The organism is Sphingomonas sp. PEI4, assembly GCF_056679955.1.
Genome location: NZ_CM155258.1, coordinates 45,228 through 69,594 on the forward strand (window position 1 = coordinate 45,228; position 24,367 = coordinate 69,594).

A 24,367-nucleotide genomic window follows, 5' to 3' on the forward strand; every position below is an offset into this window, starting at 1 on the left:
ATCGCGACGTTTGCGGTCTAGGCGGGGGGTTGATCCACGATCTCCGCCGTCCTATGTTTAACATGTTAAACGGAGATTCGGATGCTCGGCGTCAGGCTCGATAGCGAACTCGAAGAGCGACTCGCGGCGGTTGCGCGCACCCAGGGGCGCAGCAAGAGCGATATCGCACGCGAAGCCGTGCGGCGCTATGTCGAACGGCACGACGAGGCTTTCCTGGCCGAGGCCAAGCGGCAGTCGCTGCGGGCTGCGGCGCTTGGCTGGACCGAAGACGACGAGGCATGGGAGCGGTTGGGCGTAGCCTGGGACGACCCAGAGCCTGTCGGCAATCGCCGTGATGCCGCCGAATGAAGCGCGGCGATATCGTTACTATTGCCGATGCCGACGCGGGCGATTTCGCAAGAAAGCCGCGCCCGGCGCTCGTCGTTCAGACCGACGCGTTCCTGCAAGATCACGACAGCGTTACGGTGTGTTTGATTACCAGCCATCTTGCCGGTCTCGGTATGTTCCGCATACCGATCGCGGCAAATCCCGATACGGGGCTCGTTAAGCCGAGCGAGATCAGTATCGACAAGGTGCAGTCGGTCTGGCGGCATCGCATCGGTCGACGGGTCGGTACTGCTTCCAACGAAACCATGTTTGCGGTCGATCAGGCACTTCGCCGATGGCTTGCCCTTTAGATAATAGAAGAGGATTTATCATGACGTCCACGATCACTCCGCAAGTCAAAACCATTCTCGACAAGTACGAGGCCACCAGTTCGGCGGTGAAGGCGAACCTCGCGCGCATCCTGATGCAGGGCAAGCTCGGCGGCACCGGCAAGCTCGTGATCCTGCCGGTCGACCAGGGTTTCGAGCATGGCCCGGCGCGCAGCTTCTCGGTGAACCCGGCCGCATACGACCCGCATTACCATTACCAGCTCGCGATCGACGCGGGGCTCAGCGCCTATGCGGCACCGCTCGGGATGCTCGAAGCGGGCGCGGATACGTTTGCAGGACAGATCCCGACGATCCTGAAGTGCAACAGCTCGAACAGCTGGGCGACCTCGATCGACCAGGCGGTGACCGCGACCGTGTCCGACGCGGTGCGGCTCGGGTCGGCGGCGATCGGCTTCACGATCTATCCGGGTGCGGACCAGTTCTTCGACCTCGTCGAGGAAATCCGCGAGCTGAGCGAAGAGGCCAAGTCGGTCGGCATCGCGACGGTGATCTGGTCGTACCCGCGTGGCGGCGAGCTGACCAAGGACGGCGAGCTCGCTTTGGACGTCGGTGCCTATGCCGCGCATATCGCGGCGCTGCTCGGCGCGCACATCATCAAGACCAAGCTGCCGACCGCGCATATCGAGCAGAAGGAGGCCAAGCCGCTCTATGCGAACACCGATTGGTCGAAGCAGTCGGACCGCGTGAAGCACGTCGTCCAGTCGAGCTTTGCCGGGCGGCGCATCAACGTCTTCTCGGGGGGCGCGTCGAAGGGCGAGGACGCGATCTTCCAGGATGCGCGCGACATCCGTGACGGCGGCGGCAACGGCTCGATCATCGGCCGCAACACCTTCCAGCGTCCGCGCGACGAAGCGCTGGCGATGCTCGACCGCATCATCCGGATCTACAAGAACGAGGAATAAGCTGCGGTCTGACCTCGCGTCATCCCGGTCCTGCGCCGGGGTGACGTGGCGGAGATGAGCGGCTAGGGGGCGGACATGACCGAATTCGAAGATCCGCTGGGCCCGCTCGACCCTAATTTCGCCGACAATTTCCGCCGCGACATGCGCCGGCCGGCTTGCCAGTTGTATCTGGTGTCGCCGCTGGATGTTGGGGGCGACTTTCCCGAACGTCTCGCGCGGGCGCTCGACGCGGGGCCGGTCGCGGCGTTTCAGTTCCGGGTGAAGGACATCGACCAGCATGCCGCCGCTGCGCTCGGCGAGCCGTTGCGTGTGATTTGTGCCGAGCGTGACGTCGCGTTCATCGTCAACGACGATATCGGGCTGGCCAAGCGGCTCGATGCGGACGGCGTGCATCTCGGGCAGGACGACGGCGATCCGCGCGAGGCGCGGGCGCAGCTCGGCCCCAATGCGCAGATCGGGGTGAGCTGTCATGGCAGCCGTCATCTGGCGATGGAAGCGGGCGAGGCTGGGGCGGACTATGTTGCGTTCGGAGCGTTCTATCCGTCCACGACTAAGACCGTAACGCAAACTGCCGAGCCGGTGACGCTGTCGTGGTGGTCGACGTTGTTCGAGATTCCTTGCGTCGCGATCGGCGGCATCACACCCGAGAACGCAGCGCCGCTGGTCGCCGCTGGTGCGGATTTCATCGCGGTCTCGAATGCCGTCTGGGGTGGCGACGAAGTCGCGGCGATCAAGGCGTTCGGCGAGGTTCTCAAGAAGCGCTGAGACGCTCCCGGGATCTTGACGAAAGTCAGGATGACGGGGCGTGCGCAACCTTCGATCGCGCAAGGAAACAACCGTCGCCCCGACCGTTTGATGCAGTAGCGTAACGGTTCGGGATGACGGGCATGACATTTGTGACGAAGGCTTCGGTTCTTGCAGCGGGCTTGCTGGGCGCCGCGTCACCCGTAATGGCTCAGACGGCGCCTACCAGGCCCGCCACTCCGATCGACCGCAACGTCCTGCATGTGCAGGTGATCCTCGATCATCTCGGGTTCGGGCCGGGCGTGCTCGATGGGCGCGGCGGACAGTCGCTGGTTGCAGCGTTGAAGGGGTTCCAGGAGGCGAGGGGCCTGCCGGTTACCGGCAAGTCCGATGCGCGGACGTTGCAGGCGCTGTATCCGTACCGGGCCGCGCGGCCGACCGTGACGGTCGCGCTGACGCCCGAGATGTTGGCAGGGCCGTTCGTCAATCCGTTCCCGAAGGATCCCGCCAAGCAGGCCGAACTTCCCTCGCTGGGCTACAAGACCATCATGGAGAAGCTCGGCGAGATGTTCCACACGACGCCGGCGGTTATCGTCGCGCTGAACTCGCCTTCGACGAAGTTGACACCTGGAACCAAGGTGGTGTTCCCCAACGCGTTGCCGTCGTCTCGCGCCTATGATCCGAAGCTGAAGCCGGACTGGATCGCGATGCTCACCATGCTGAACGTCGATGCGAAACAGCCGCAGGCGGATCATGTCGTTGTCGACAAGTCGGACGGCGTGCTCCGCGTGCTGGACGCGAACGACAAGCTGGTCGCGCAGTTCTCGGCCACGATGGGGTCCAGCCACGATCCGCTGCCGCTCGGCACGTGGACGATCAAGGGGTCCGATTACAACCCGAAGTTCCACTTCAACCCCGCGCTCTTCTGGGATGCGAAGAAGGGGCAGACGAAGGAAATGCTGCCACCGGGTCCGAACGGTCCGGTCGGCGTCGTCTGGATGGACCTGTCGAAGGAGCATTACGGTATCCACGGTACGCCGAACCCGGAGACGATCGGCCGTGCCGAGAGCCACGGGTGCGGGTGTATCCGCCTGACCAACTGGGATGCGGCGCGACTGTCGATGATGATCAAGCCGGGGACCAAAGCCGTGTTCCAGGCCTGAGACGATGACGCGGACGTTCTGGATCATTCTCGGGTTGATCGTGGTGGTCGCCGGCGGGTTCGCGTCGATGGTGTCGTTCGGGAGTGACGGCGAGCGGCGCGTGCCATGGCGCAAGCCGCCACCGCCCGTCGAGGTCGCGGCGGCCTTCATGACGCCGGGGGCATTGGCCGTTCCGGTGGCTGGCGTGCCGCGGAAAGCTATCGCGGACAGCTGGAACGATGCGCGGGCCGACGGTACGCGCGGGCACCACGGGACGGACATCATGGCAGCGGGCGGCACGCCGGTCGTGGCCGCAGCACCGGGGCGTATCGAGAAGCTCTTCCAGAGCGGGCTGGGCGGTATCACGCTGTACGTCCGGTCGCCCGACCGTCGCTGGACCTATTATTACGCGCACCTCGCCGGGTATGCGGCGGGCATCCGCGAGGGCATGGCGGTGAAGGCGGGCGATACGCTCGGCTATGTCGGCGATACCGGCGATGCGGGGGCGGGCAATTACCACCTCCATTTCGGGCTGACGAAGATGCAGCCGGGCGAGCGATGGCATCAGGGTGAGAATGTGAACCCGTACCCGCTGCTTGCCGGACGCGAGCGCGCCCGCTAAAGCCCGCCGCTTCGGGTTTCCGCAGAGCCAGGCCTCAGGACCAGGCTTCGCGGACGGCCCCTAGCTCTTTCCAGCAGGAATCGGTCATGAAGATCAACGCGGTCGAGATTCGTCCCGGCAACATCCTTGAATATGAGGGCGGCATCTGGCGCGCCGTCAAGATTCAGCACACCCAGCCCGGCAAGGGCGGTGCCTACATGCAGGTCGAGATGAAGAACCTCATCGACGGCCGCAAGAACAACACCCGCTTCCGCTCCGCCGAGAGCGTCGAGAAGGTGCGGCTCGAGACCGTCGACTTCCAGTTCCTGTTCCGCGAAGGCGACATGCTCACCTTCATGGACAAGATCAATTACGAGCAGATTTCGCTCGATGCCGACATCCTGGGCGACGCCGCGGCGTTCCTGCAGGACGGCATGGACGTGGTGATGGAGCTTTGGGAAGAGCGGCCTATCTCGGTCCAGCTGCCCGATACGATCGAGGCGCTGATCGTCGAGGCGGATGCCGTCGTGAAAGGCCAGACCGCCTCGTCGAGCTACAAGCCGGCGGTCCTTGAAAACGGCGTCCGCGTGATGGTCCCTCCGCATATCGGTGCGGGCACGCGGATCGTCGTCGATGTCTACGAGCAGACCTACGTGCGGCGCGCGGACTGAAGCAATCTCCCTCTCCCCGCAGGGGAGAGGGTCGGGGTGAGGGGCGGCCCCAAAGACACCGCCCGGAACAGCCCCTCTCCCAACCCTCTCCCCAGAGGGGAGAGGGCTTAAGGTGAATTAAATGGCTTCCCATTCCGGCATCATGACCGTCATCGAGCGCGCCGCCCGCAAGGCCGCACCGCGCCTGCGCCGCGACTTCAACGAGGTCCAGCAGCTCCAGGTGAGCCGCAAGGGTCCGGCCGACTTCGTCAGCCAGGCCGATCAGCGCGCCGAGCAGACGATCTTCGAAGAACTCAGCCACGCCCGTCCCGATTGGGGCATGTTGATGGAAGAGCGTGGCGAAGTCGCCGGCGATCCGAACAAGCCGCGCTTCATCGTCGATCCCCTGGATGGCACATCGAACTTCCTCCACGGCATCCCGCATTTCTGCATCTCGATCGCGGTCGAGGAGCCGATGCCGAACGGCAAGCGCGAGGTCACGACTGCGCTCGTGTATCAGCCGCTGACCGACGAGAGCTTCTGGGCGGAGAAGGGCCGGGGGGCATGGCTTACCGACCAGCGGCTGCGCGTGTCGTCGCGTCGCGATCTGTCCGAATCGTTGATCGCCACGGGAATTCCGTTCCTGGGGCATGGCGACTTCGCGCAGTGGAGCCGGATTTTCGGCGCGGTTGCGCCTGAGGTTGCCGGTATCCGTCGTTTGGGTGCAGCGGCGCTCGATCTGGCCTGGCTCGCCGCTGGACGTTTCGACGGCTTCTGGGAATCGAACCTGAAGCCCTGGGACGTGGCGGCCGGCATGTTGCTGGTGAAGGAAGCGGGCGGCTTCGTCACCGACTTCCGCGGCGGCGACCGCGCCATGGAACGCAACGAGTTCCTGGCGGCGAACGACGCTCTCCACTCGCGACTGCATAAGCTGGTGGCCGGCGCTCTGCGCTAAGCCGGTTGCTGAGGAAGGCATCGAGGCCTGAACTCGGTTACCCCACGTCCACTCCCTCCGTCACCCCAGCGAAAGCTGGGGTATCCCCGTGATGGCCGCCGCGCCCGCCAACAACGATACCCCAGCTTTCGCTGGGGTGACGGTTGTGGAAGGGTCATGACCAGAGTCGGATCAACGACGCGGACCCTACCACAATCCGTCATGCCGGGCTCGTTCCGGCATCCACCGTTGCGCATTCTCGCCAGCCGCTGTTTCGCGGCACGGTGGACCCCGGAACCAGTCCGGGGTGACGGGGTGAGTTTGGTGGAGTCTCCAACCTTCAGTAAAAGTCTCGGGTGCAGCTAAGCACCCGCCGAGCAACGCATGTTTCCCGCCACGCCGTCCCTCCACTTGCGAGTGATTCTCACACCCTCCACGCCTTGCCCATCACCCCCCATCGGCCTAAAGCGGCCCCGTTCCGTTCGCACTTGCGAGAAGCAATTTGGTCGACCTGTCGCACTATCTTCCGATCCTCCTGTTCCTCGGGATCGCCATCGCATTGTCGAGCACGTTCGTGTTCCTGCCGATGGCCGTCTCGCGGCTCACGGGATCGCATAAGCCTACGCCCGAGAAGCTCAGCGAATACGAGTGCGGCTTTCCCGCATTCGAGGATCCGCGCAGCCAATTCGACGTTCGCTTCTACCTGATCGCCATCCTCTTCATCATCTTCGATCTAGAGGCCGCGTTCCTGTATCCCTGGGCCGTCTCGGTCTTCACGCTCGGCTGGACCGCGTGGATTTCGATGATGATCTTTATCGGCGAACTGGCCCTTGGCCTCGTCTACGCATGGAAGAAGGGAGCACTCGATTGGGAATAGAACTCACCTCGGGTCCCGTTGAGCTCAAGCCGCGGCCGGACGCCGGGACTTCGCTGGTGCCGCCCGACCAGGGCTTTTTCGATAGTCTCAACGGCGAACTGACCGACAAGGGTTTCCTGGTCACGTCGACCGAGGACCTTTTCCAGTGGGCCCGCACCGGCTCGCTCTGGTGGATGACGTTCGGGCTCGCATGCTGCGCGGTCGAGATGATCCACGTGAACATGCCGCGCTACGATCTGGAACGCTTCGGCGCCGCGCCGCGCGCGTCCCCGCGCCAGTCGGACGTGATGATCGTCGCCGGCACGCTCTGCAACAAGATGGCCCCTGCGCTGCGCAAGGTCTATGACCAGATGTCGGAGCCGAAGTACGTGATCTCGATGGGATCGTGTGCGAACGGCGGTGGCTATTATCATTACAGCTACAGCGTCGTGCGTGGTTGCGATCGGATCGTGCCCGTGGACATCTATGTCCCCGGGTGCCCGCCGACGGCTGAGGCTCTGTTGTACGGCATCATGCAGTTGCAGCGGAAGATCCGGCGCTCGGGGAGCCTCGAGCGTTGAGGGCGCCGGCACCAGCCTATACGTCGAACGATGGCGTGATCGACGCGGCGCGCGCTGCGCTCGGCGACATGCTGCTCGACGCGGTCGACCGGGTCGGCGAGGTCGCGCTGCATGTGCGGCGCGAGTCGATCTACGATGTGATGATTGCATTGCGCGACACGCCTGGGCTTGCCTACCAGCAGCTCATGGAGATCGCCGGCGTCGACTATCCGGATCGCGTTGAGCGGTTCGAGGTCGTCTATTGCCTGTTGTCGCTGACGCGCAACCACCGCATTCGCGTCCATGTGGCGGCGGACGAGGAGGTTTCGGTTCCGTCGGTTACAGGCATCTGGCCGGTCGCCGGGTGGTTGGAGCGCGAAGTGTACGACATGTACGGCGTGCTGTTCAGCGGCAATGCCGACCTGCGGCGCATCCTGACGGACTATGGGTTCAGCGGTCATCCGCAGCGCAAGGACTTCCCGCTGACGGGCTATGTCGAACTTCGGTACTCTGAAGAGTCGAAGCGCGTCGTGTACGAACCCGTGCAGCTCGCGCAGGACTTCCGGAACTTCGATTTCCAGAGCCCTTGGGAGGGCGCCGAATACGTCCTTCCAGGTGACGAGAAGGGTGCCTTGCCCGAGGCCAAGGGTGCGCCGACGCCGTTGAGCGCGGATGCGATCAAGAAGGCGGACGCGGCGCAGACGCCGACCGTTGCGCCGACTGCGCCCAGCGAGCCCTATGCCAAGAAGGATGCACCCAGCACCGCGCAGAGCGGCGCGGGCGACTCAGATCCTGGCAACAAGCGCGAGGACAAGCCCAAGGATCCGGACGTCTTGCCGTCCAGGGGCGTCAACGGAACTGGGGGACAGAACCAGTGAGCGACTATGTCGACGAGCTTCTGCAGCGTGGTGACCCCGCCGATCCAACGACCGGCGACGTCACGATCCAGAACTATACGATCAACTTCGGTCCGCAGCATCCGGCCGCGCACGGCGTGTTGCGCCTTGTCATGGAGCTCGACGGCGAGATCGTCGAGCGGGTCGATCCGCATATCGGGCTGCTCCACCGCGGCACCGAGAAGCTGATCGAGTACAAGACGTACCAGCAGGCGCTGCCGTATTTCGATCGGCTCGATTATTGTTCGCCGATGTGCATGGAGCACACCTATGTTCTGGCGGTAGAGAAGCTGCTCGACCTCGAGGTGCCGCTCCGCGCGCAGTATCTGCGCGTGTTCTTCGCCGAGCTGACGCGCATCAAGAACCACATGCTCAATCTGGGCAGCCACGTGATGGACGTCGGCGCTATGACGCCGAACCTGTGGCTTTTCGAATTGCGCGAAGATTGCATGAACTTCTACGAGCGTGTGTCCGGCGCGCGCATGCATGCCAATTACTTCCGCGTCGGTGGCGTGCATCAGGATGCGCCGCTGAAGCTGTTGGCGGACATCGGCGACTGGCTCGACACGCGCCTGCCGCGTCTGTTCGAGGACGCGATCAGCCTGGTCGCGGACAACCGCATCTTCAAGCAGCGCAACGTCGACATCGGCGTCGTGAGCCGTGACGACGCGATCAAATGGGGCTTTTCGGGCCCGATGATCCGCGGCTCGGGCATCGCCTGGGATCTGCGCAAGTCGCAGCCCTATGACGTGTACGAGAAGATGGACTTCGACGTGCCGGTCGGCACGCGTGGCGATTGCTATGACCGGTTCATGGTACGCGTCGAGGAAGTGCGTCAGTCGGCACGGATCATGAAGCAGTGTCTGGCCGAAATGCCCGAGGGGCCGATCGCGTCGCTCGACCGGAAAGTCGTGCCGCCGAAGCGTGGCGAGATGAAGCAGTCGATGGAAGCGCTGATCCATCACTTCAAGCTCTACACAGAGGGCTTCCACGTTCCCGCCGGCGACGTCTATGTCGCGACCGAAAGCCCCAAGGGCGAGTTCGGCGTGTATCTGATCGCCGATGGCTCGAACAAGCCGTACCGCTGCAAGATCCGCCCGACCGCGTTCTCGCATCTCCAGGCAATGGACTTCATGGCGAAGGGCCACATGCTGGCGGATACGACCGCGATCCTCGGCGCGATGGATATCGTTTTTGGTGAATGTGACCGCTGATGGCTGAAGCTCCGAAAATTCCCGACGAGGCCGAAACGCGCGCGCGCTGGGGCTCTTTCGCTTGGACCGAAGAGAACCAGGTGAAGGCGAACGAGATCCTCGGGCGTTATCCCAAGGGTCGCGAGCAGTCTGCGTCGCTCCCGTTCCTCGATCTTGCCCAGCGGCAGGTCGGGGCGGAAACGCAAACGCAGGGCTGGTTGCCGGTGCCGGTGATCGAGTTCGTCGCGCGCCAGATCGGCGTGCCCTACATGCGCGTGTACGAGGTCGTGACCTTCTACACGATGTTCAATCTGGCGCCCGTCGGTCGCTTCCATGTACAGGTCTGCGGCACGACGCCGTGCATGCTACGCGGGTCGGATGACGTTCTTGCCGCGTGCAAGAATCGTGGTCTGGTCAAGGGCGGCACGACGCCGGACGGCATGTTCACGCTGACCGAGGTCGAGTGCCTCGGCACGTGCGCCAACGCACCGATGGTGCAGATCAACGACGATAATTTCGAAGATCTCGATTACGACAAGACGACCGAGATCCTCGAGGCGCTGGCGAATGGCGGGCACCCGACGCCGGGGCCGCAGTTTGGTCGTCGCGCAAGCTGCCCCGAGGGCGGTCCGACCTCGCTCAAGGCGATGGTCGACGCGAACCACGATTACCGGGGGGAGTGGTGATGCAGGGATCGGCCAAGGCGAGCCTGCCAGTCATTGGCATCATCTTTCTGCTGTTGGCGGTCTACAAGATGGTCAGCGGAAGCCCTTGGGTCGTCTGGGCAATTTTGGGTTTCCTGTTCGGAGGCTTTGGTATTTTCAATCTCAACCGGTCGGCAGGAGATAGATCGTGAGTCTCGCCGACAAGGACCGCATCTTCACCAACGTCTACGGTTTCCAGCCGTGGAACATCGACGCGGCTATGATGCGCGGCGATTGGGACAACACCAAGGACCTGATGGCGCTCGGCCAGGACGCGATCATCGACGTGATGAAGGCGTCGGGTCTGCGCGGCCGTGGCGGGGCAGGGTTCCCGACCGGCACGAAGTGGTCGTTCATGCCGAAGGAGCCGAAGCCGGACCGGCCGAACTTCCTCGTCATCAACGCCGATGAATCCGAGCCAGGCAGCTGCAAGGATCGCGAGATCATCCGACACGATCCGCACAAGCTGATCGAAGGCGCGCTGATCGCCGGGTTCGCGATGCGCGCGCGGGCGGCCTATATTTACGTTCGCGGCGAATATATCCGTGAGGCGGAGACGCTGTTCGCGGCCGTTGCCGAGGCGTATGATCGCGGCTTCATCGGCAAGAACGCGTGCGGGTCGGGCTATGACTTCGACGTGTTCGTGCATCGTGGTGCGGGCGCCTATATCTGCGGCGAAGAGACCGCGATGCTGGAGAGCCTCGAGGGGAAGAAGGGCCAGCCGCGGCTGAAGCCTCCGTTCCCAGCCGGCGCGGGTCTTTATGGCTGCCCGACGACGGTCAACAACGTGGAGTCGATCGCGGTCGCACCGACGATCCTGCGGCGTGGCGCGGCATGGTTCTCCAGCTTCGGCGCGGAGAACAACCGCGGCACGAAGCTGTTCCAGATCAGCGGGCATGTGAACAAGCCGTGCGTGGTCGAGGAGGAGATGAGCATCTCGTTCCGCGAGCTGATCGAGACGCATTGCGGCGGCATCCGTGGCGGGTGGGACAATCTGCTCGCGGTGATCCCGGGTGGCTCTTCGGTGCCCCTCGTCCCCGCCGCGCAGATCATGGACTGCGCGATGGACTTCGACGGCCTGAAGGCGGTCGGCTCGGGCCTCGGCACCGCAGCGATCATCGTCATGGACAAGTCGACCGACATCGTTCGCGCGATCAGCCGCATCTCGTATTTCTACAAGCATGAGAGCTGCGGCCAGTGCACGCCGTGCCGCGAGGGCACCGGCTGGATGTGGCGCGTGATGGAGCGGATGCGGACAGGCGACGCCGAATTGTCCGAGATCGACATGCTCCAGCAGGTCACCAAGCAGGTCGAGGGTCACTCGATCTGCGCACTGGGTGATGCGGCCGCGTGGCCGATCCAGGGCCTGATCAAGCATTTCCGCCCCGAGATGGAGCGCCGTATCACCGAAAAGCGCGGTGATGGCGGCCTGGCACCGATGATGGAAGCTGCCGAATAATGCCTATTGTCAAAGTCGATGGCGTAGAGATCGAGGTGCCGCAGGGTGCCACCGTGCTGCAGGCGTGCGAGCTTGCCGGCAAGGAGATCCCGCGTTTCTGTTATCATGAGCGCCTCAGCATCGCCGGCAACTGCCGGATGTGCCTGGTCGAGGTGAAGCCGGGTCCGCCCAAGCCGCAGGCGTCGTGCGCGCTGCCGGCAGCGGACAAGCAGGAGATCTTCACCAACTCGCCGATGGTGAAGAATGCCCGCGAGGGCATCATGGAATTCCTGCTGATCAACCATCCGCTCGATTGCCCGATCTGCGATCAGGGCGGCGAGTGCGATCTGCAGGACCAGTCGGTCGCCTATGGCCGCGGCCACTCGCGCTACGACGAGAACAAGCGCGCGGTCACCGAGAAGTATATGGGACCGATCGTGAAGACGATCATGACCCGCTGCATCCAGTGCACGCGCTGCATCCGGTTCGCCGAGGAAGTGTCCGGCGTCGAAGAGATCGGTGCGATCTTCCGCGGCGAGGACATGCAGATCACCTCGTATCTCGAAAATGCGGTGAAGAGCGAGCTGAGCGGCAATGTCGTCGATTTGTGCCCGGTCGGTGCGCTCACGTCGAAGCCGTACGCGTTCGAGGCGCGGCCTTGGGAGCTCAAGAAGACGCTGACGATCGACGTGATGGACGCGGTCGGCACCAACATCCGGCTCGACAGCCGTGGTCGCCAGGTGCTGCGCTGTGTGCCGCGGATCAACGAGGACGTGAACGAGGAGTGGGCGACCGACAAGACGCGCCATGTCGTCGACGGCCTCGTCCGCCGTCGTCTCGACAAGCCTTATGTCCGGGTGAACGGCAAGCTTCAGCCCGCGACCTGGGACGAGGCTTTCGCAGCGATCAAGGCGGTGAACGCCGGGTCGAGCGTTGCTGCGGTTGCAGGCGATCTGGTCGATTGCGAGACGATGTACGCGGCCAAGGCGCTGCTCGCGAAGATGGGTTCGACGCTGCTCGAAGGTCGTCAAACCGGCATGGACTATGACGCGACGAGCATCGCCGCGGTCAATTTCAACACGACGATCGCCGGCACGGAGCGCGCCGACGCAATCCTGCTGGTGGGCACCAATCTGCGCTGGGAAGCGCCGTTGGTGAACACGCGGATCCGCAAGGCGATCAAGCGCGGCGCGAAGGTCTTTGCGATCGGGCCGGAGACGGACCTGACGTACAAGGTCGAGTGGCTCGGCGATGATCTGGCGTTGCTCGGCAACCTGCCCGAGGCGGTGACCGAGGCATTCGGCAAGGCTGAACGCCCGATGGTAATCGTCGGTGGCGGCGCGCTGAAGGGTGGCCACGGCGCTGCGCTGAAGCTGGTCGATACGCTGGGCCTCGTGAAGGCGGACTGGAACGGCTTCAACGTCGTGCACATGGCGGCATCGCGGATGGGCGGGCTGATGCTCGGCTATGCGCAGAAGGGCGGCATCGCCGACGTGATGGGGGCGAAGCTCGGCTTCTTCCTTGGCGCGGACGAGGTGGATTACTCGAAGTTTGCGGGCTTCAAGGTGTTCGTGGGGCATCACGGCGACAAGGGTGCGGCGGCTGCCGACGTCATCCTGCCGGGTGTCACCTACGCGGAGAAGTCGGGTACGTGGGTCAATCTCGAAGGTCGTGTCCAGCGCGGCGAGCGTGCGGTGTTCGCACCGGGCGATGCGCGCGACGACTGGTCGATCTTCCGCGCGCTGTCCGATACGCTCGGCCACACGCTGCCGTTCGACAGCCTCGAGGGTCTCCGCGAGGAAATGTACGCGGACGTGCCTGCGCTGCGTCATCAGGCACTCGCGACGTTCGAATGGAACCCGCCTTCGCTCAACGGTGAAGGGCAGGGCGTCCTCACCGGCTATCCGATCAAGGACTTCTACCTGACCAACGCGATCTGCCGCGCATCGCCGACGATGCAGCGCTGCTCGGCCGAACTGCTCCACGGTGAAGACTTCGCGGAGGCAGCCGAATGATCTCCTGGTTCGAATCCTCGCTCGGTTACGACTGGGCGTTCTTCCTCGCGACGATCATCGACATCCTCGTGATCGCACTGCCGTTGATGCTGGCGGTGGCGATGATCATCTATGCCGACCGTAAAATCTGGGCGGCGATGGCGTTGCGGCGTGGTCCCAACGTCGTGGGGCCCTTTGGCCTGCTGCAAAGCTTTGCCGATGGCCTGAAGGTGTTCCTGCAGGAGACGATCGTCCCCGCAGCCGCCAACCGCACGCTGTTCCTGCTGGCGCCGATCATTACCTTCACGGTCGCGCTGATCGTCTGGGCGGTGGTGCCGTTCCAGACCGGCGTCGTCCTGTCCAACATCAACGTCGGCCTGCTCTACGTCCTCGCGGCGTCGTCGCTCGGCGTGTACGGGATCATCCTGTCGGGTTGGGCATCGAACTCGAAATATCCCTTCTATTCGGCGCTGCGTGCAGCCGCGCAGATGGTGTCGTATGAGGTCGCGATCGGCTTCATCCTGATCTCGGTCGTGCTGTATGCGGGGACGTTCAACCTGTCGGGCATCGTGCTCGCACAGCGGAATATGTTCGGGTTGCACATCAACGGGTTCATCATCAATCCACTGATGATCCCGATGGCGGTGATGTTCTTCATCTCGAGCCTTGCCGAAACACAGCGTGCGCCATTCGATCTGACCGAGGCCGAGAGCGAACTCGTCGCCGGCTACCAGACCGAATATTCGTCGATGTCGTTCGCGCTGTTCTGGCTTGGCGAGTACGCCAACGTCATCCTGATGTGCGCGCTGAATGCGATCCTGTTCTGGGGCGGGTATCTGCCGCCGATCGATTGGGCGCCGCTCTATTACGTGCCGGGCATCATCTGGCTGTTCGCCAAGATGGCGTTCTTCTTCTTCCTGTTCAGCTGGGTGAGGGCGACCGTGCCGCGCTATCGCTACGATCAGCTGATGCGGCTCGGCTGGAAGATCTTCCTCCCGGTCTCGCTGTTCTGGGTTTTCCTCGTGTCGGGCGTGCTGATGCTGACGCGCGTTGGAGTGGGTTCATGAGCGTTGCTCAGATCATCAAGTCGTTCACATTGTGGGAGTTCGTGAAGGCGCACGCGTTGACGCTTCGCTATTTCTTCAAGGAAAAGGCGACGATCAACTATCCGTACGAGCGCAATCCGCTGTCGCCGCGGTTCCGCGGCGAGCATGCGCTGCGTCGCTATCCGAACGGTGAAGAGCGGTGCATCGCGTGCAAGCTGTGCGAGGCGGTGTGCCCGGCGCAGGCCATCACGATCGAGTCCGAGCCGCGCGACGACGGCAGCCGCCGCACGACGCGCTACGATCTCGACATGACCAAGTGCATTTACTGCGGTCTGTGTGCCGAGGCGTGCCCGGTGGACGCGATCGTCGAGGGTCCGAACCTCGAATTCGCGACGGAAACGCGCGAAGAGCTGATCTACGACAAGTCGAAGCTGCTCGATAATGGCGACCGTTGGGAAAGCGCGATCGCGGCGAACCTTGCCGCCGATGCGCCGTACCGTTAAGCGCGCCGCACGATGACACAGCAACCCGCCGTCATCCCAGCGCACGCTGGGATCTCCCCGTTTCAGAGCGCGCCCGCGCGGCTTGAGACCCCAGCGTTCGCTGGGGTGACGAGGACCTCATGATCCAGGCCTTAGCCTTTTATCTCTTCGCCTTCGTCGTCGTCCTGTCGGGCGCGCTGACGATCGCGTCGCGCAACCCGGTCCATTCGGTGATGTGGCTGATCCTCGCGTTCTTCAACGCGGCCGGCCTCATGATCCTGGTCGGCGCCGAGTTCATCGCGATGCTGCTCGTCATCGTCTATGTCGGTGCCGTCGCGGTGTTGTTCCTGTTCGTCGTGATGATGCTCGACATCGATTTCACCGAGATGCGTGCCGGCGTTGCGCGATATTTCGGTATTGGTCTTGCACTCGCCGTGGCGCTCGCCGCCGAGGTGATGATCGCGATCGGTGCATGGAGCACCGGCCCGATCCAGCTCGCACGTCGCGCCGCGCCGATCGACGACACCGTTCCGAACATCCAGGCGATCGGTAACCTGCTCTACACGCGCTATCTGTTCGTGTTCGAGGGTGCCGGTCTGGTGCTTCTGGTCGCGATGATCGGGGCGATCGTGCTGACCCACCGCCAGCGTGGCGGCGTCAAGGCGCAGAATGTCAGCCGCCAGAACGCGCGTCGTCCGCAGGATGCCACGCGCAACACGCAGCCAACCGTGGGTGGGGGCGTCGAGATATGATCGCCTCTATCCGTCACCCCGGACTTGTTCCGGGGTCCGCCGTTGCGCTTGATCCATTGGCCGCTGAGTTCGCGGACCAGTGGATGCCGGAACGAGGCTCTCCTGAGCTACGCCGAAGGGCCCGGCATGACGAAGTAGGAGTCGAACTGTGACGATCGGTCTCGTCCATTACCTGGTCGTCGCGGCGATCCTGTTCACGATGGGGGTGCTCGGCATCTTCCTGAACCGCAAGAACCTCATCGTCATCCTGATGGCGATCGAGCTGATCCTGCTGGCGGTGAACATCAATCTCGTCGCGTTCTCGGCGTTCCTCCACGATCTCGTCGGACAGATTTTCGCGATGTTCGTGCTGACGGTCGCCGCGGGTGAAGCCGCGATCGGCCTCGCCATTCTCGTGATCTATTTCCGCGGTCGCGGCACCATCGCGGTCGACGACGTCAACCGGATGAAGGGGTAATACGGTTGATCCAGCTTATCGTCTTCCTGCCGTTACTGGCCGCGATCGTTGCCGGGTTCGGCAATCGCGCGATCGGCAACGTGCCGGCGAAAATCGTCACCACGGCCGCGCTGTTCGCGTCGTGCCTGTTGTCTTGGCCGATCTTCATCGGTTTCCTGTCGGGCACCAGCACGGCCACCGTCGCGCCGCTGCTCGATTTCATCCATTCTGGCGACATGAACGTCGCGTGGTCGTTGCGCGTCGATGCGCTGACCGCGGTGATGCTCGTGGTCGTCACGTCGGTCTCGGCGCTCGTCCATCTGTATAGCTGGGGCTATATGGATGAGGATCCGGATCAGCCGCGCTTCTTCGCGTATCTGTCGCTGTTCACCTTCGCGATGCTGATGCTCGTGACCGCCAACAACCTCGTCCAGATGTTCTTCGGCTGGGAAGGCGTGGGGTTAGCCTCTTACCTCCTGATCGGCTTCTGGTTCCGCAAGCCCTCCGCAAGCGCCGCCGCGATCAAGGCGTTCGTCGTCAACCGCGTCGGCGATCTCGGCTTCATGCTCGGCATCTTCGGCACGTTCCTGGTGTTCGGCACGGTTTCGATCCCCGAAATCCTCGCCGCGGCTCCCGGCATGGCTGGCGCGACGCTCGGCTTCCTCGGCTACCGCTTCGATACGATGACGGTGCTCTGCCTCCTGCTGTTCGTCGGCGCGATGGGTAAGTCGGCACAGCTCGGCCTGCACACCTGGTTGCCGGACGCGATGGAAGGCCCGACCCCGGTGTCGGCGCTGATCCACGCGGCGACGATGGTCACCGCCGGCGTGTTCATGGTGTGCCGCCTGTCGCCGATGTTCGAGATGAGCCCGGTCGCGCTGACCGTGGTCACCTCGGTCGGTGCCGCGACCTGCCTGTTCGCTGCGACCTGCGGCCTCGTCCAGACCGACATCAAGCGCGTGATCGCGTATTCGACCTGTTCGCAGCTCGGCTACATGTTCTTCGCGGCCGGTGTCGGCGCGTACGGCGCGGCGATGTTCCACCTCTTTACGCACGCATTCTTCAAGGCGCTGCTGTTCCTCGGTGCCGGCTCGGTCATCCATGCGATGCACCACGAGCAGGACATGCGCTATTATGGCGGCCTGCGTAAGAAGATCCCGGTGACGTTCTGGGCGATGATGGCGGGTACGCTCGCGATCACCGGCGTCGGCATCCCCGGCATCTTCGGCAACACCGCGATCGGTTTCGCCGGCTTCCATTCGAAGGATGCGATCATCGAGGCAAGCTGGGCTGCGGGTCAGCCGGGCGTGTGGTTCGTCGGCGTGCTCGTCGCGCTGCTGACCAGCTTCTATTCGTGGCGCGTGATGTTCCTGACCTTCTGGGGCAAGCCCCGCTGGGCCGCATCTGAGCACATCCAGCATGCACTCCACGACGCTCATGGGCACGACGCTCACGACGCGCATCATGCGGACGATCATCACGGCAACCCGGCGCAGGCCGAGGGCGCCGGGCATGCACCGCACGATCACCACGACGCGCAGCATGCGCCGGCCGAAGGCGACGGTGGCTATCACCCGCACGAGAGCCCGCTGCCGATGCTGATCCCGCTGATCGTGCTGTCGATCGGTGCGGTCCTCGCCGGCTTCGTGTTCCACGGCTTCTTCATCGAGCCAACCGCAGGCGAGGAGTTCTGGAAGGGCGCAATCGCGTTCCGCGAACATCTAATGCACGAGATGCACGGCGTGCCGTTGCTCATCAAGCTGTCGGCGACCATCGCGATGCTGCTCGGCCTGTTGACCGCCTGGTATGCCTATATCAAGAACCCGTCGTTCCCGGCCAAGGTCGTCGAACAGTTCGGCGTGCTCTACGACTTCCTGCTGCATAAGTGGTATTTCGACGAGCTGTACGACCTGATCTTCGTCCGTCCGGCGTTCGCGATCGGCCGCTTCCTGTGGCATCGCGGCGACGAGAAGACGATCAACCGGTTCGGGCCAGACGGCTCGGCCTGGGTCGTCCAGATCGGCAGTCGTGTCGCCAACCGCTTCCAGACGGGATACCTCTACACCTATGCCTTCGTCATGCTGATCGGGCTGACCGCAGCCGTAACCTGGGCGATCGGACTGTAATGACCGGCTTTCCTATCCTCTCCGTCCTGATCGCGGTCCCGATGATCGCGGCCGTTGCGTGCCTGTTCGTCTCGGCGAACACGGCCCGGATGCTGGCGCTGGCGGCGACGCTCGTCGACTTCGTTCTCGGCATCATGCTGTGGATGAATTACGATATCGGCGGCGCGCAGTGGCAGTTCGTCGAGCATGCCCCCGGCATCTTCGGTCCGTTCGGCTGGTCGCTTGGCATCGACGGCTTTGCGCTGATGCTGATCATGCTCAGTGTGTTCCTCATGCCGATCTGCATCGGCGCCAGCTGGCGTTCGATCACGACGCGCGTGCCGGAATACATGGCGGCGTTCCTGTTCACCGAAGTGCTGATGATCGGCACGTTCGCGGCGCAGGACCTGTTCCTGTTCTACGTGTTCTTCGAAGCCGGCCTGATCCCGATGTACCTGATCATCGGCATCTGGGGTGGCGCGAACCGGATCTACGCGTCGTACAAGTTCTTCCTGTACACGCTGCTCGGCTCGGTCCTGATGTTCGTCGCGATGTTGTACATGGCGAAGACCGCGGGCACGACGAGCATCCCGGCGCTGATGAACTACGACTTCCCGGTGCATGTGCAGATCTGGCTGTGGCTGGCGTTCTTCGCCTCGTTCGCGGTCAAGATGCCGATGTGGCCGGTCCACACCTGGTTGCCCGACGCGCACGTTCAGGCGCCGACCGCAGGCTCGGTCATCTTGGCGGGTGTGTTGCTGAAGCTCGGCGGCTACGGCTTCCTGCGCTTCCTGCTGCCGATGTTCCCCGAGGCCTCGGGCCAGCTCACCTGGCTGATCTTCGGCCTGTCGGCGGTCGCGGTGATCTACACGTCGCTCGTCGCGCTCGTGCAGTCGGACATGAAGAAGCTGATCGCCTATTCGTCGGTCGCGCACATGGCGATCGTCACGATCGGTCTGTTCGCGTTCAACCGGCAGGGCATCGAAGGCGCGATGCTGATGATGCTGAGCCACGGCCTGGTATCGGGTGCGTTGTTCCTGTGCGTCGGCGTGATCTACGATCAGCTCCATACTCGCGAAATCTCGCGCTATGGCGGTCTCGCGATCAACATGCCGAAATACGCGATCTTGTTCTTGTTCTTCACCATGGCCTCGATCGGCCTCCCAGGCACCAGTGGCTTCGTCGCCGAGTTCCTGTCGCTGATGGGCACGTATCAGGTCTCGACCTGGACCGCGCTGCTCTGCACCACCAGCATCATCCTCGGCGCTGCGTACATGCTGTTCCTGTACCGTCGCGTGGTGTTCGGTGAGATCAAGTCGGACGACGTCCGCGCGATGGTCGACCTGTCGGGCCGCGAGATGTGGCTGCTCGCACCGATCGCAGCCGTCGTGCTTTGGATGGGCGTGTACCCCGAGAGCTTCCTGGCACCGATGCGCAAGGACGTGGCCGTGCTTCTCGACCGTGTCGACCACGCCAAGCCGGCCAATGACTCGAACCCAACCGCCGGGCACGCAGCCCCGATTGCAGCGCACGCGGAGGCGCACTGATGGATTATTCCGCAAATCTGGCGATGACCTTGCCGGAGATCGTGCTGTCGATCGGCGCGATCGTGCTGATGCTCGTGTCGGCATGGGGTGGCAACGCCTCGACGCGCGCCGTCTCGTGGGCCTCGGTTGCGGTGCTGGCAGGCGCCGGTATCGCGCTCATCGGCCCCGCCTCCAGCGGCGGATCGGCGTTCGGTGGCCTCTACCGCGCGGATGCGTTCGCAGCGTTCGCCAAGGTGCTGATCTACATCACCACCGCCGTGTCGATCATCATTGCCCCGAACTTCTTCCAGAAGAGCGCGGGCGAAGATCTGCGTCCGGAATATCCGGTGCTGATGCTGCTTGCCGCGGCGGGCATGGGCATGATGGTGTCGGCTGGCGACATGCTGACGCTGTATGTCGGTCTCGAACTGCAAAGCCTGGCGTCGTACGTGCTCGCAAGCTTCATGCGTCGCGACGGTCGGTCGGCTGAGGCAGGCCTCAAGTATTTCGTACTCGGCGCGCTGGCGAGTGGCATCCTGCTCTACGGTATCAGCCTGGTCTACGGCTTCTCGGGCACGACGTTGTTCTCGGGCATCGCCGACGCTTATGCCGGCACGCATTCGATGGGCCTGTTGTTCGGTCTCGTATTTGTGTTCGCGGGCCTTGCTTTCAAGATCGCGGCGGTGCCGTTCCACATGTGGACGCCAGACGTTTACGAGGGCGCGCCGACCCCGGTGACGGTGTTCTTCGCGTCCGCATCGAAGGTGTCAGCGCTGGCGCTCGCGTTGCGGGTCGCGATTGAGGCGATGGGACCGGCGACCGACGAATGGCGCCAGATCGTGATCTTCGCCGCGCTGGCATCGATCATTCTCGGCGCGGTTGCAGCGATCGGCCAGACGAACGTGAAGCGCCTGCTCGCCTACTCGTCGATCAACAACGTCGGCTACGCGCTTGTCGGCCTCGCCGCGGGTACACAGGAAGGCGTTTCGTCGGTGCTGATGTACCTCGTGATCTATATCGCGATGACACTGGGGTCGTTCCTGGTCGTGCTGCAGATGCGTGGGGAAGACGGCGAAGCGATCGAGAGCATTGCCAGCCTGTCGGGCATGTCGCGCACGCGGCCCGCGTTGGCGGCGGCGCTGGCGATCTTCATGTTCAGCCTCGCCGGCATTCCACCGCTGTTCGGCTTCTACGCAAAGTTCGCGGTGTTCAACGCGGCGATTGGTGCGGGTCTCTTCCCGCTCGCGGTGATCGGCTACGTCGCCTCGGTGATCGGTGCCTATTATTACCTGCGCGTGGTGAAGACGATGTACTTCGACGATCCGGCGCCTGCGTTCGCGCCGATGGACAGCAAGGTCGAAGGCGGCCTCATCGCGGTCGCCGCGGTGTTCGTGTCGCCGGTCGGGTACTTCCTCATCCCCGTGCTCGGCGCATGGACGATGACGGCCGCACGGGCGCTGTTCTGAGCATCATTCGCACCGTCGCGGAAACAGGATCGACCAACGCCGACCTGCTGAAGCTCGCACGCGGCGGTGCCGAAGACGGTCTGTGGCTGCGTGCCATCCGGCAGACGGCCGGGCGGGGGCGGCTCGGGCGCGAATGGTCGTCGCCGGAGGGTAACCTTTATGCCAGCACGCTGGTCCGGTTGCGACCAAGCGATCCTCCGGCGGCCAGCCTCGCGTTGGTCGCCGCTGTCGCCTTGCAGGAAACCGTGTCGACGTTCCTTGTCGCCGGGATATGCCAGGGCACGACCGACGCGAGCGAAACGCTGGTCCTGAAATGGCCGAACGACCTTCTGCTCGCGGACGCCAAGCTGTCGGGCATCCTGCTCGAACGTGCGGATAACGCAGTGATCGTCGGCTACGGCGTCAACATCGCACATCATCCCGATCTGCCCGACCGAGCGACGACTGATCTGGCCGCCCACGGCGTCGTGGTCGAGCCGGCGATGTTCCTCGATATCCTCGCCGACAGTTTCGCGCGTTGGATCGGCCGTTGGCGCACCGAAGGCATTGCGCCGGTTCGCGATCGCTGGGTCGACTGTGCCCACCCCGCTGGTACTGCGCTCACGGCAAGACTGCCCGATGGCACCGGGATCGACGGGCTGTTCGTCGGGCTCGACACGGACGGCGCGCTGATCCTCCGCTTGGCGTCTGGCGAGCGGCGTGTCATTCACGCTGCCGACGTCTTCCTGCTTTGAGGCCCCGCTGATGCTGCTCGCGATCGATGCCGGCAATACCAATGTCGTGTTCGCGCTCGTCGAAGCCGGCGAGATCGTAGCGCGCTGGCGGATCGCCACCGATCCGCGGCGCACGGCGGACGAGTATGCGGTGTGGCTGAGCCAGTTGATGCAGCTCGGCGGTCATGATCGTGCTGCCGTCGAGGGCGTGATCATCGCCACCGTCGTCCCGCGCGCGCTCCACAATCTCCAGGTCCTCGCGTCGAAATACTTTCACACCGAAGCGCTGATCGCCGGCCATGCGCCGGTTGAATGGGGCATCGCTATCGACGTCGACGAGCCCGCCTCGCTCGGTGCCGACCGCGCGGTCAACACGATCGCGGCGCACGCGCTGCATCCCGGCGACCTGATCGTCATCGATTTCGGCACCGCGACCACGTTCGACGTCGTCGACTATAGCGGCGCGTACAAGGGCGGGATCATCGCGCCGGGCATCAACCTCTCGCTCGACGCGCTCGTCACTGCGGCCGCCAAGCTGCCGCGGATCGCGATCGAGGCACCGACGGATATCAGCGTCATCGGGCTCAACACCGTTTCGCAGATGCATATCGGCATCTATTGGGGCTATGTCGCGATGATCGAGGGGCTGGTCGCGCGCATGAAGCGCGAGATCGGCCGCCCTGTGAAGGTCGTTGCCACCGGCGGCCTCGCCACCTTATTCGAGAAGCAGACCGACGTGTTCGACGTCATCGAAGCCGACCTGACGATCCAGGGGCTGGCGATGATGTGGGAGCGTCACCATATCTAGGGCCAATTGGGCTCGCGCCGACCGGCCTGCGGGCCATATTCCTGTATAATCCTGAAAGTAATCAATGACTCCGAAGAACGAACTCCTTTTCTGTGGCCTTGGCGGCTCCGGCGAAATCGGCATGAACGTCAACCTGTACGGGTGCCAGGGCAAGTGGGTGATGGTCGATCTCGGCATCACCTTCGCCGATCCGCAATATCCCGGCGTCGACGTGATCCTGCCCGACCTGTCCTTCATCGAGGACCGGATCGACGATTTGCTCGGCATCGTCATCACGCACGGCCATGAAGATCACATCGGCTCGCTGCCGTACCTCGCTGAAGACCTTGGCGTGCCGATCTACGCGACCCCGTTCACGATGGGCCTGATCCGCGGCAAGCTCGAGGAAGAGGGCATCGCCAACCGCGTGAAGCTCAAGATGATCCCGATGGGCGGCAATTTTCAGCTCGGGCCGTTCGGCTTCACCTTCGTCGAGATGTCGCATTCGATCCCCGAGGCGAACGCGCTGCTGATCGACACGCCTTATGGCCGCGTGTTCCACACCGGCGACTGGAAGCTCGATGCGAATCCGGTGATCGGCAATCCGACCAAGCCCGAGGGCTTCATGGCGATTGGCGACAAGGGCGTCGACGTCCTCGTCTGCGATTCGACCAACATCTTCAACACGACCGCGTCGGGCAGCGAAAGCACGGTCCGCAAAGGCCTGTTCGAGGAGGTCAGCAAGGCCAAGGGCCGCGTGATGATCACCAGCTTCGCGTCGAACGCGGCGCGGCTCCACACGTTCGGCGAAGTCGCGAAGGAAACCGGCCGCAAGCTGTGCGTGACCGGGCGTTCGCTCGACCGGATCATCAAGGTGGCGCGTGCGACGGGCTATCTGAAGGATTTCCCGGACACGATCAGCCCCGACGAGGCGATGCGCCTGCCCAAGAACAAGGTCTTGGTCATCGCGACCGGTGGCCAGGGCGAGGAGCGCGCGGCGCTCGCACGCGTCGCCAATGGCAGCCACACGATCACGCTCGATCCCGACGATACGGTGATCTTCTCGTCGAAGCAGATCCCCGGCAACGAGGTCCAGATCGGTCGCATCCAGAACACGCTGGCGGCCAAGGGCATCCGCATGGTCACTGAGCGCCAGGCACACGTCCATGTGTCGGGTCATCCAGGGCAGCCGGAGCTCGCGCAGATGTATGACTGGCTGCGGCCGGACGTGCTGATCCCGACGCACGGCGAGATGCGGCACATGATGGAGCATGCACGCTTCGGTCTCGCGCAGGGCGTTCCGCGTGCGCTGGTCCAGAGCAATGGCGATATCGTTCGCTTGGCGCCAAAGGGCCCGGCGAAGATCGGCAATGCGACGGTCGGACGCCTCGTGCTCGACGGCGACGTGATCCTGCCGGCCGAGGGCGCGACGCTGAACGAGCGCCGGAAGCTGGCAATCAACGGCCAGATCTCGGTCGCCGTCGCGCTTGGCAAGGACGGCCGCATGATGGGTCAGCCCCAGGTGCGCGTGCAGGGCGTGCCGGTCGAGGAAGATCGCGCGGCGTTCATCGCTGATGCGGTGCAGGCGGCAGGCGATACGGCACGCGGCGGCAAGCGTGAAAGCGAGAAGATGCGCGAGCAGATCCGCCTCGCAGTGCGCAAGGTCGCCAAGCGCTGGACCGGCAAGCAGCCTATTGTAGATGTCCTGCTGATCGAGGGCTGAG

At 63.8% G+C, this 24,367-nt stretch carries 26 protein-coding genes; all 26 read left to right on the top strand.

Features of this window, described 5'->3' with window-relative positions:
* Nucleotides 1-81: 81 nt before the first annotated feature.
* The gene (gene relB, locus AC1MLZ_RS00260) at nt 82-348 is read left to right on the top strand and encodes a type II toxin-antitoxin system RelB family antitoxin (RefSeq protein ID WP_480959914.1); all 267 of its coding nucleotides are present in this window, start codon (nt 82-84) and stop codon (nt 346-348) included.
* The gene (locus AC1MLZ_RS00265) at nt 345-677 is read left to right on the top strand and encodes a type II toxin-antitoxin system PemK/MazF family toxin (RefSeq protein WP_480959915.1); all 333 of its coding nucleotides are present in this window, start codon (nt 345-347) and stop codon (nt 675-677) included. The genes relB and AC1MLZ_RS00265 overlap by 4 nt, the downstream gene beginning before the upstream one ends.
* A gap of 20 nt (nt 678-697) precedes the next feature.
* The gene (locus tag AC1MLZ_RS00270) at nt 698-1,618 is read left to right on the top strand and encodes a class I fructose-bisphosphate aldolase (RefSeq protein WP_307085667.1); all 921 of its coding nucleotides are present in this window, start codon (nt 698-700) and stop codon (nt 1,616-1,618) included.
* A gap of 75 nt (nt 1,619-1,693) precedes the next feature.
* Complete coding sequence (thiE, locus tag AC1MLZ_RS00275; RefSeq protein WP_480959916.1) at nt 1,694-2,383, top strand: thiamine phosphate synthase; 690 nt, start codon at nt 1,694-1,696, stop codon at nt 2,381-2,383.
* 122 nt (nt 2,384-2,505) lie between these two features.
* Nucleotides 2,506-3,525 (top strand): L,D-transpeptidase family protein, encoded by a 1,020-nt coding sequence (locus AC1MLZ_RS00280; RefSeq protein WP_480959917.1) that lies wholly within the window; start codon nt 2,506-2,508, stop codon nt 3,523-3,525.
* A 4-nt stretch (nt 3,526-3,529) separates the two neighbouring features.
* Nucleotides 3,530-4,126, top strand: coding sequence for a M23 family metallopeptidase (locus AC1MLZ_RS00285; protein WP_480959918.1), 597 nt, complete (start codon nt 3,530-3,532; stop codon nt 4,124-4,126).
* An 86-nt stretch (nt 4,127-4,212) separates the two neighbouring features.
* Nucleotides 4,213-4,776 (top strand): elongation factor P, encoded by a 564-nt coding sequence (gene efp, locus AC1MLZ_RS00290; RefSeq protein ID WP_056482276.1) that lies wholly within the window; start codon nt 4,213-4,215, stop codon nt 4,774-4,776.
* 121 nt (nt 4,777-4,897) lie between these two features.
* The gene (locus tag AC1MLZ_RS00295; protein ID WP_093397281.1) at nt 4,898-5,710 is read left to right on the top strand and encodes an inositol monophosphatase family protein; all 813 of its coding nucleotides are present in this window, start codon (nt 4,898-4,900) and stop codon (nt 5,708-5,710) included.
* A 481-nt stretch (nt 5,711-6,191) separates the two neighbouring features.
* A complete protein-coding gene (locus AC1MLZ_RS00300) occupies nt 6,192-6,566 on the top strand; it encodes an NADH-quinone oxidoreductase subunit A (RefSeq protein WP_056048518.1) in 375 nt (124 codons plus the stop codon).
* On the top strand, nt 6,557-7,126 hold the full coding sequence (locus AC1MLZ_RS00305) for a NuoB/complex I 20 kDa subunit family protein (protein ID WP_480959919.1): 570 nt from the start codon (nt 6,557-6,559) through the stop codon (nt 7,124-7,126). The genes AC1MLZ_RS00300 and AC1MLZ_RS00305 overlap by 10 nt, the downstream gene beginning before the upstream one ends.
* Entirely contained in the window at nt 7,123-7,983 is an 861-nt protein-coding gene (locus AC1MLZ_RS00310) for an NADH-quinone oxidoreductase subunit C (RefSeq protein ID WP_480959920.1), read from the top strand. The genes AC1MLZ_RS00305 and AC1MLZ_RS00310 overlap by 4 nt, the downstream gene beginning before the upstream one ends.
* Nucleotides 7,984-8,003: 20 nt before the next feature.
* A complete protein-coding gene (locus tag AC1MLZ_RS00315; RefSeq protein ID WP_480961421.1) occupies nt 8,004-9,215 on the top strand; it encodes an NADH-quinone oxidoreductase subunit D in 1,212 nt (403 codons plus the stop codon).
* Nucleotides 9,215-9,880, top strand: coding sequence for a complex I 24 kDa subunit family protein (locus AC1MLZ_RS00320; RefSeq protein ID WP_480959921.1), 666 nt, complete (start codon nt 9,215-9,217; stop codon nt 9,878-9,880). The genes AC1MLZ_RS00315 and AC1MLZ_RS00320 overlap by 1 nt, the downstream gene beginning before the upstream one ends.
* Nucleotides 9,880-10,050, top strand: a complete 171-nt coding sequence (locus AC1MLZ_RS00325) for a hypothetical protein (RefSeq protein WP_480959922.1) — start codon at nt 9,880-9,882, stop codon at nt 10,048-10,050. Before AC1MLZ_RS00320 ends, AC1MLZ_RS00325 begins: the two co-directional genes overlap by 1 nt.
* Nucleotides 10,047-11,357 carry an NADH-quinone oxidoreductase subunit NuoF gene (gene nuoF, locus AC1MLZ_RS00330; protein ID WP_480959923.1) on the top strand — a complete coding sequence of 437 codons (1,311 nt, stop codon included), beginning with the start codon at nt 10,047-10,049 and terminating at the stop codon, nt 11,355-11,357. The genes AC1MLZ_RS00325 and nuoF overlap by 4 nt, the downstream gene beginning before the upstream one ends.
* Nucleotides 11,357-13,351 (top strand): NADH-quinone oxidoreductase subunit NuoG, encoded by a 1,995-nt coding sequence (nuoG, locus tag AC1MLZ_RS00335; RefSeq protein ID WP_480959924.1) that lies wholly within the window; start codon nt 11,357-11,359, stop codon nt 13,349-13,351. Before nuoF ends, nuoG begins: the two co-directional genes overlap by 1 nt.
* Nucleotides 13,348-14,397 (top strand): NADH-quinone oxidoreductase subunit NuoH, encoded by a 1,050-nt coding sequence (gene nuoH, locus AC1MLZ_RS00340; RefSeq protein ID WP_480959925.1) that lies wholly within the window; start codon nt 13,348-13,350, stop codon nt 14,395-14,397. The genes nuoG and nuoH overlap by 4 nt, the downstream gene beginning before the upstream one ends.
* Complete coding sequence (nuoI, locus tag AC1MLZ_RS00345) at nt 14,394-14,879, top strand: NADH-quinone oxidoreductase subunit NuoI (protein ID WP_480959926.1); 486 nt, start codon at nt 14,394-14,396, stop codon at nt 14,877-14,879. Before nuoH ends, nuoI begins: the two co-directional genes overlap by 4 nt.
* 119 nt (nt 14,880-14,998) lie before the next feature.
* Nucleotides 14,999-15,610 carry an NADH-quinone oxidoreductase subunit J gene (locus tag AC1MLZ_RS00350; RefSeq protein WP_480959927.1) on the top strand — a complete coding sequence of 204 codons (612 nt, stop codon included), beginning with the start codon at nt 14,999-15,001 and terminating at the stop codon, nt 15,608-15,610.
* A gap of 199 nt (nt 15,611-15,809) precedes the next feature.
* Nucleotides 15,810-16,067, top strand: coding sequence for an NADH-quinone oxidoreductase subunit NuoK (gene nuoK, locus AC1MLZ_RS00355; RefSeq protein ID WP_480961422.1), 258 nt, complete (start codon nt 15,810-15,812; stop codon nt 16,065-16,067).
* A gap of 5 nt (nt 16,068-16,072) precedes the next feature.
* Nucleotides 16,073-18,172, top strand: a complete 2,100-nt coding sequence (gene nuoL / locus AC1MLZ_RS00360; protein WP_480959928.1) for an NADH-quinone oxidoreductase subunit L — start codon at nt 16,073-16,075, stop codon at nt 18,170-18,172.
* Nucleotides 18,172-19,698 (top strand): NADH-quinone oxidoreductase subunit M, encoded by a 1,527-nt coding sequence (locus AC1MLZ_RS00365; protein ID WP_480959929.1) that lies wholly within the window; start codon nt 18,172-18,174, stop codon nt 19,696-19,698. Before nuoL ends, AC1MLZ_RS00365 begins: the two co-directional genes overlap by 1 nt.
* On the top strand, nt 19,698-21,143 hold the full coding sequence (nuoN, locus tag AC1MLZ_RS00370) for an NADH-quinone oxidoreductase subunit NuoN (RefSeq protein WP_480959930.1): 1,446 nt from the start codon (nt 19,698-19,700) through the stop codon (nt 21,141-21,143). Before AC1MLZ_RS00365 ends, nuoN begins: the two co-directional genes overlap by 1 nt.
* Nucleotides 21,110-21,877, top strand: coding sequence for a biotin--[acetyl-CoA-carboxylase] ligase (locus AC1MLZ_RS00375; protein WP_480959931.1), 768 nt, complete (start codon nt 21,110-21,112; stop codon nt 21,875-21,877). The genes nuoN and AC1MLZ_RS00375 overlap by 34 nt, the downstream gene beginning before the upstream one ends.
* 10 nt (nt 21,878-21,887) lie before the next feature.
* Nucleotides 21,888-22,664, top strand: coding sequence for a type III pantothenate kinase (locus AC1MLZ_RS00380; protein WP_480959932.1), 777 nt, complete (start codon nt 21,888-21,890; stop codon nt 22,662-22,664).
* A 64-nt stretch (nt 22,665-22,728) separates the two neighbouring features.
* The gene (locus AC1MLZ_RS00385) at nt 22,729-24,366 is read left to right on the top strand and encodes a ribonuclease J (protein ID WP_480959933.1); all 1,638 of its coding nucleotides are present in this window, start codon (nt 22,729-22,731) and stop codon (nt 24,364-24,366) included.
* The last annotated feature ends 1 nt before the right edge of the window (nt 24,367 follow it).

Coding starts and splice junctions, on each gene's coding strand:
- relB (WP_480959914.1), top strand. CDS start 82: ATGCTCGGCGTCAGGCTCGATAGCGAACTCGAAGAGCGACTCGCGGCG.
- AC1MLZ_RS00265 (WP_480959915.1), top strand. CDS start 345: ATGAAGCGCGGCGATATCGTTACTATTGCCGATGCCGACGCGGGCGAT.
- AC1MLZ_RS00270 (WP_307085667.1), top strand. CDS start 698: ATGACGTCCACGATCACTCCGCAAGTCAAAACCATTCTCGACAAGTAC.
- thiE (WP_480959916.1), top strand. CDS start 1,694: ATGACCGAATTCGAAGATCCGCTGGGCCCGCTCGACCCTAATTTCGCC.
- AC1MLZ_RS00280 (WP_480959917.1), top strand. CDS start 2,506: ATGACATTTGTGACGAAGGCTTCGGTTCTTGCAGCGGGCTTGCTGGGC.
- AC1MLZ_RS00285 (WP_480959918.1), top strand. CDS start 3,530: ATGACGCGGACGTTCTGGATCATTCTCGGGTTGATCGTGGTGGTCGCC.
- efp (WP_056482276.1), top strand. CDS start 4,213: ATGAAGATCAACGCGGTCGAGATTCGTCCCGGCAACATCCTTGAATAT.
- AC1MLZ_RS00295 (WP_093397281.1), top strand. CDS start 4,898: ATGGCTTCCCATTCCGGCATCATGACCGTCATCGAGCGCGCCGCCCGC.
- AC1MLZ_RS00320 (WP_480959921.1), top strand. CDS start 9,215: ATGGCTGAAGCTCCGAAAATTCCCGACGAGGCCGAAACGCGCGCGCGC.
- AC1MLZ_RS00325 (WP_480959922.1), top strand. CDS start 9,880: ATGCAGGGATCGGCCAAGGCGAGCCTGCCAGTCATTGGCATCATCTTT.
- nuoG (WP_480959924.1), top strand. CDS start 11,357: ATGCCTATTGTCAAAGTCGATGGCGTAGAGATCGAGGTGCCGCAGGGT.
- nuoH (WP_480959925.1), top strand. CDS start 13,348: ATGATCTCCTGGTTCGAATCCTCGCTCGGTTACGACTGGGCGTTCTTC.
- nuoI (WP_480959926.1), top strand. CDS start 14,394: ATGAGCGTTGCTCAGATCATCAAGTCGTTCACATTGTGGGAGTTCGTG.
- AC1MLZ_RS00350 (WP_480959927.1), top strand. CDS start 14,999: ATGATCCAGGCCTTAGCCTTTTATCTCTTCGCCTTCGTCGTCGTCCTG.
- nuoK (WP_480961422.1), top strand. CDS start 15,810: ATGGGGGTGCTCGGCATCTTCCTGAACCGCAAGAACCTCATCGTCATC.
- AC1MLZ_RS00365 (WP_480959929.1), top strand. CDS start 18,172: ATGACCGGCTTTCCTATCCTCTCCGTCCTGATCGCGGTCCCGATGATC.
- nuoN (WP_480959930.1), top strand. CDS start 19,698: ATGGATTATTCCGCAAATCTGGCGATGACCTTGCCGGAGATCGTGCTG.
- AC1MLZ_RS00375 (WP_480959931.1), top strand. CDS start 21,110: ATGGACGATGACGGCCGCACGGGCGCTGTTCTGAGCATCATTCGCACC.
- AC1MLZ_RS00380 (WP_480959932.1), top strand. CDS start 21,888: ATGCTGCTCGCGATCGATGCCGGCAATACCAATGTCGTGTTCGCGCTC.
- AC1MLZ_RS00385 (WP_480959933.1), top strand. CDS start 22,729: ATGACTCCGAAGAACGAACTCCTTTTCTGTGGCCTTGGCGGCTCCGGC.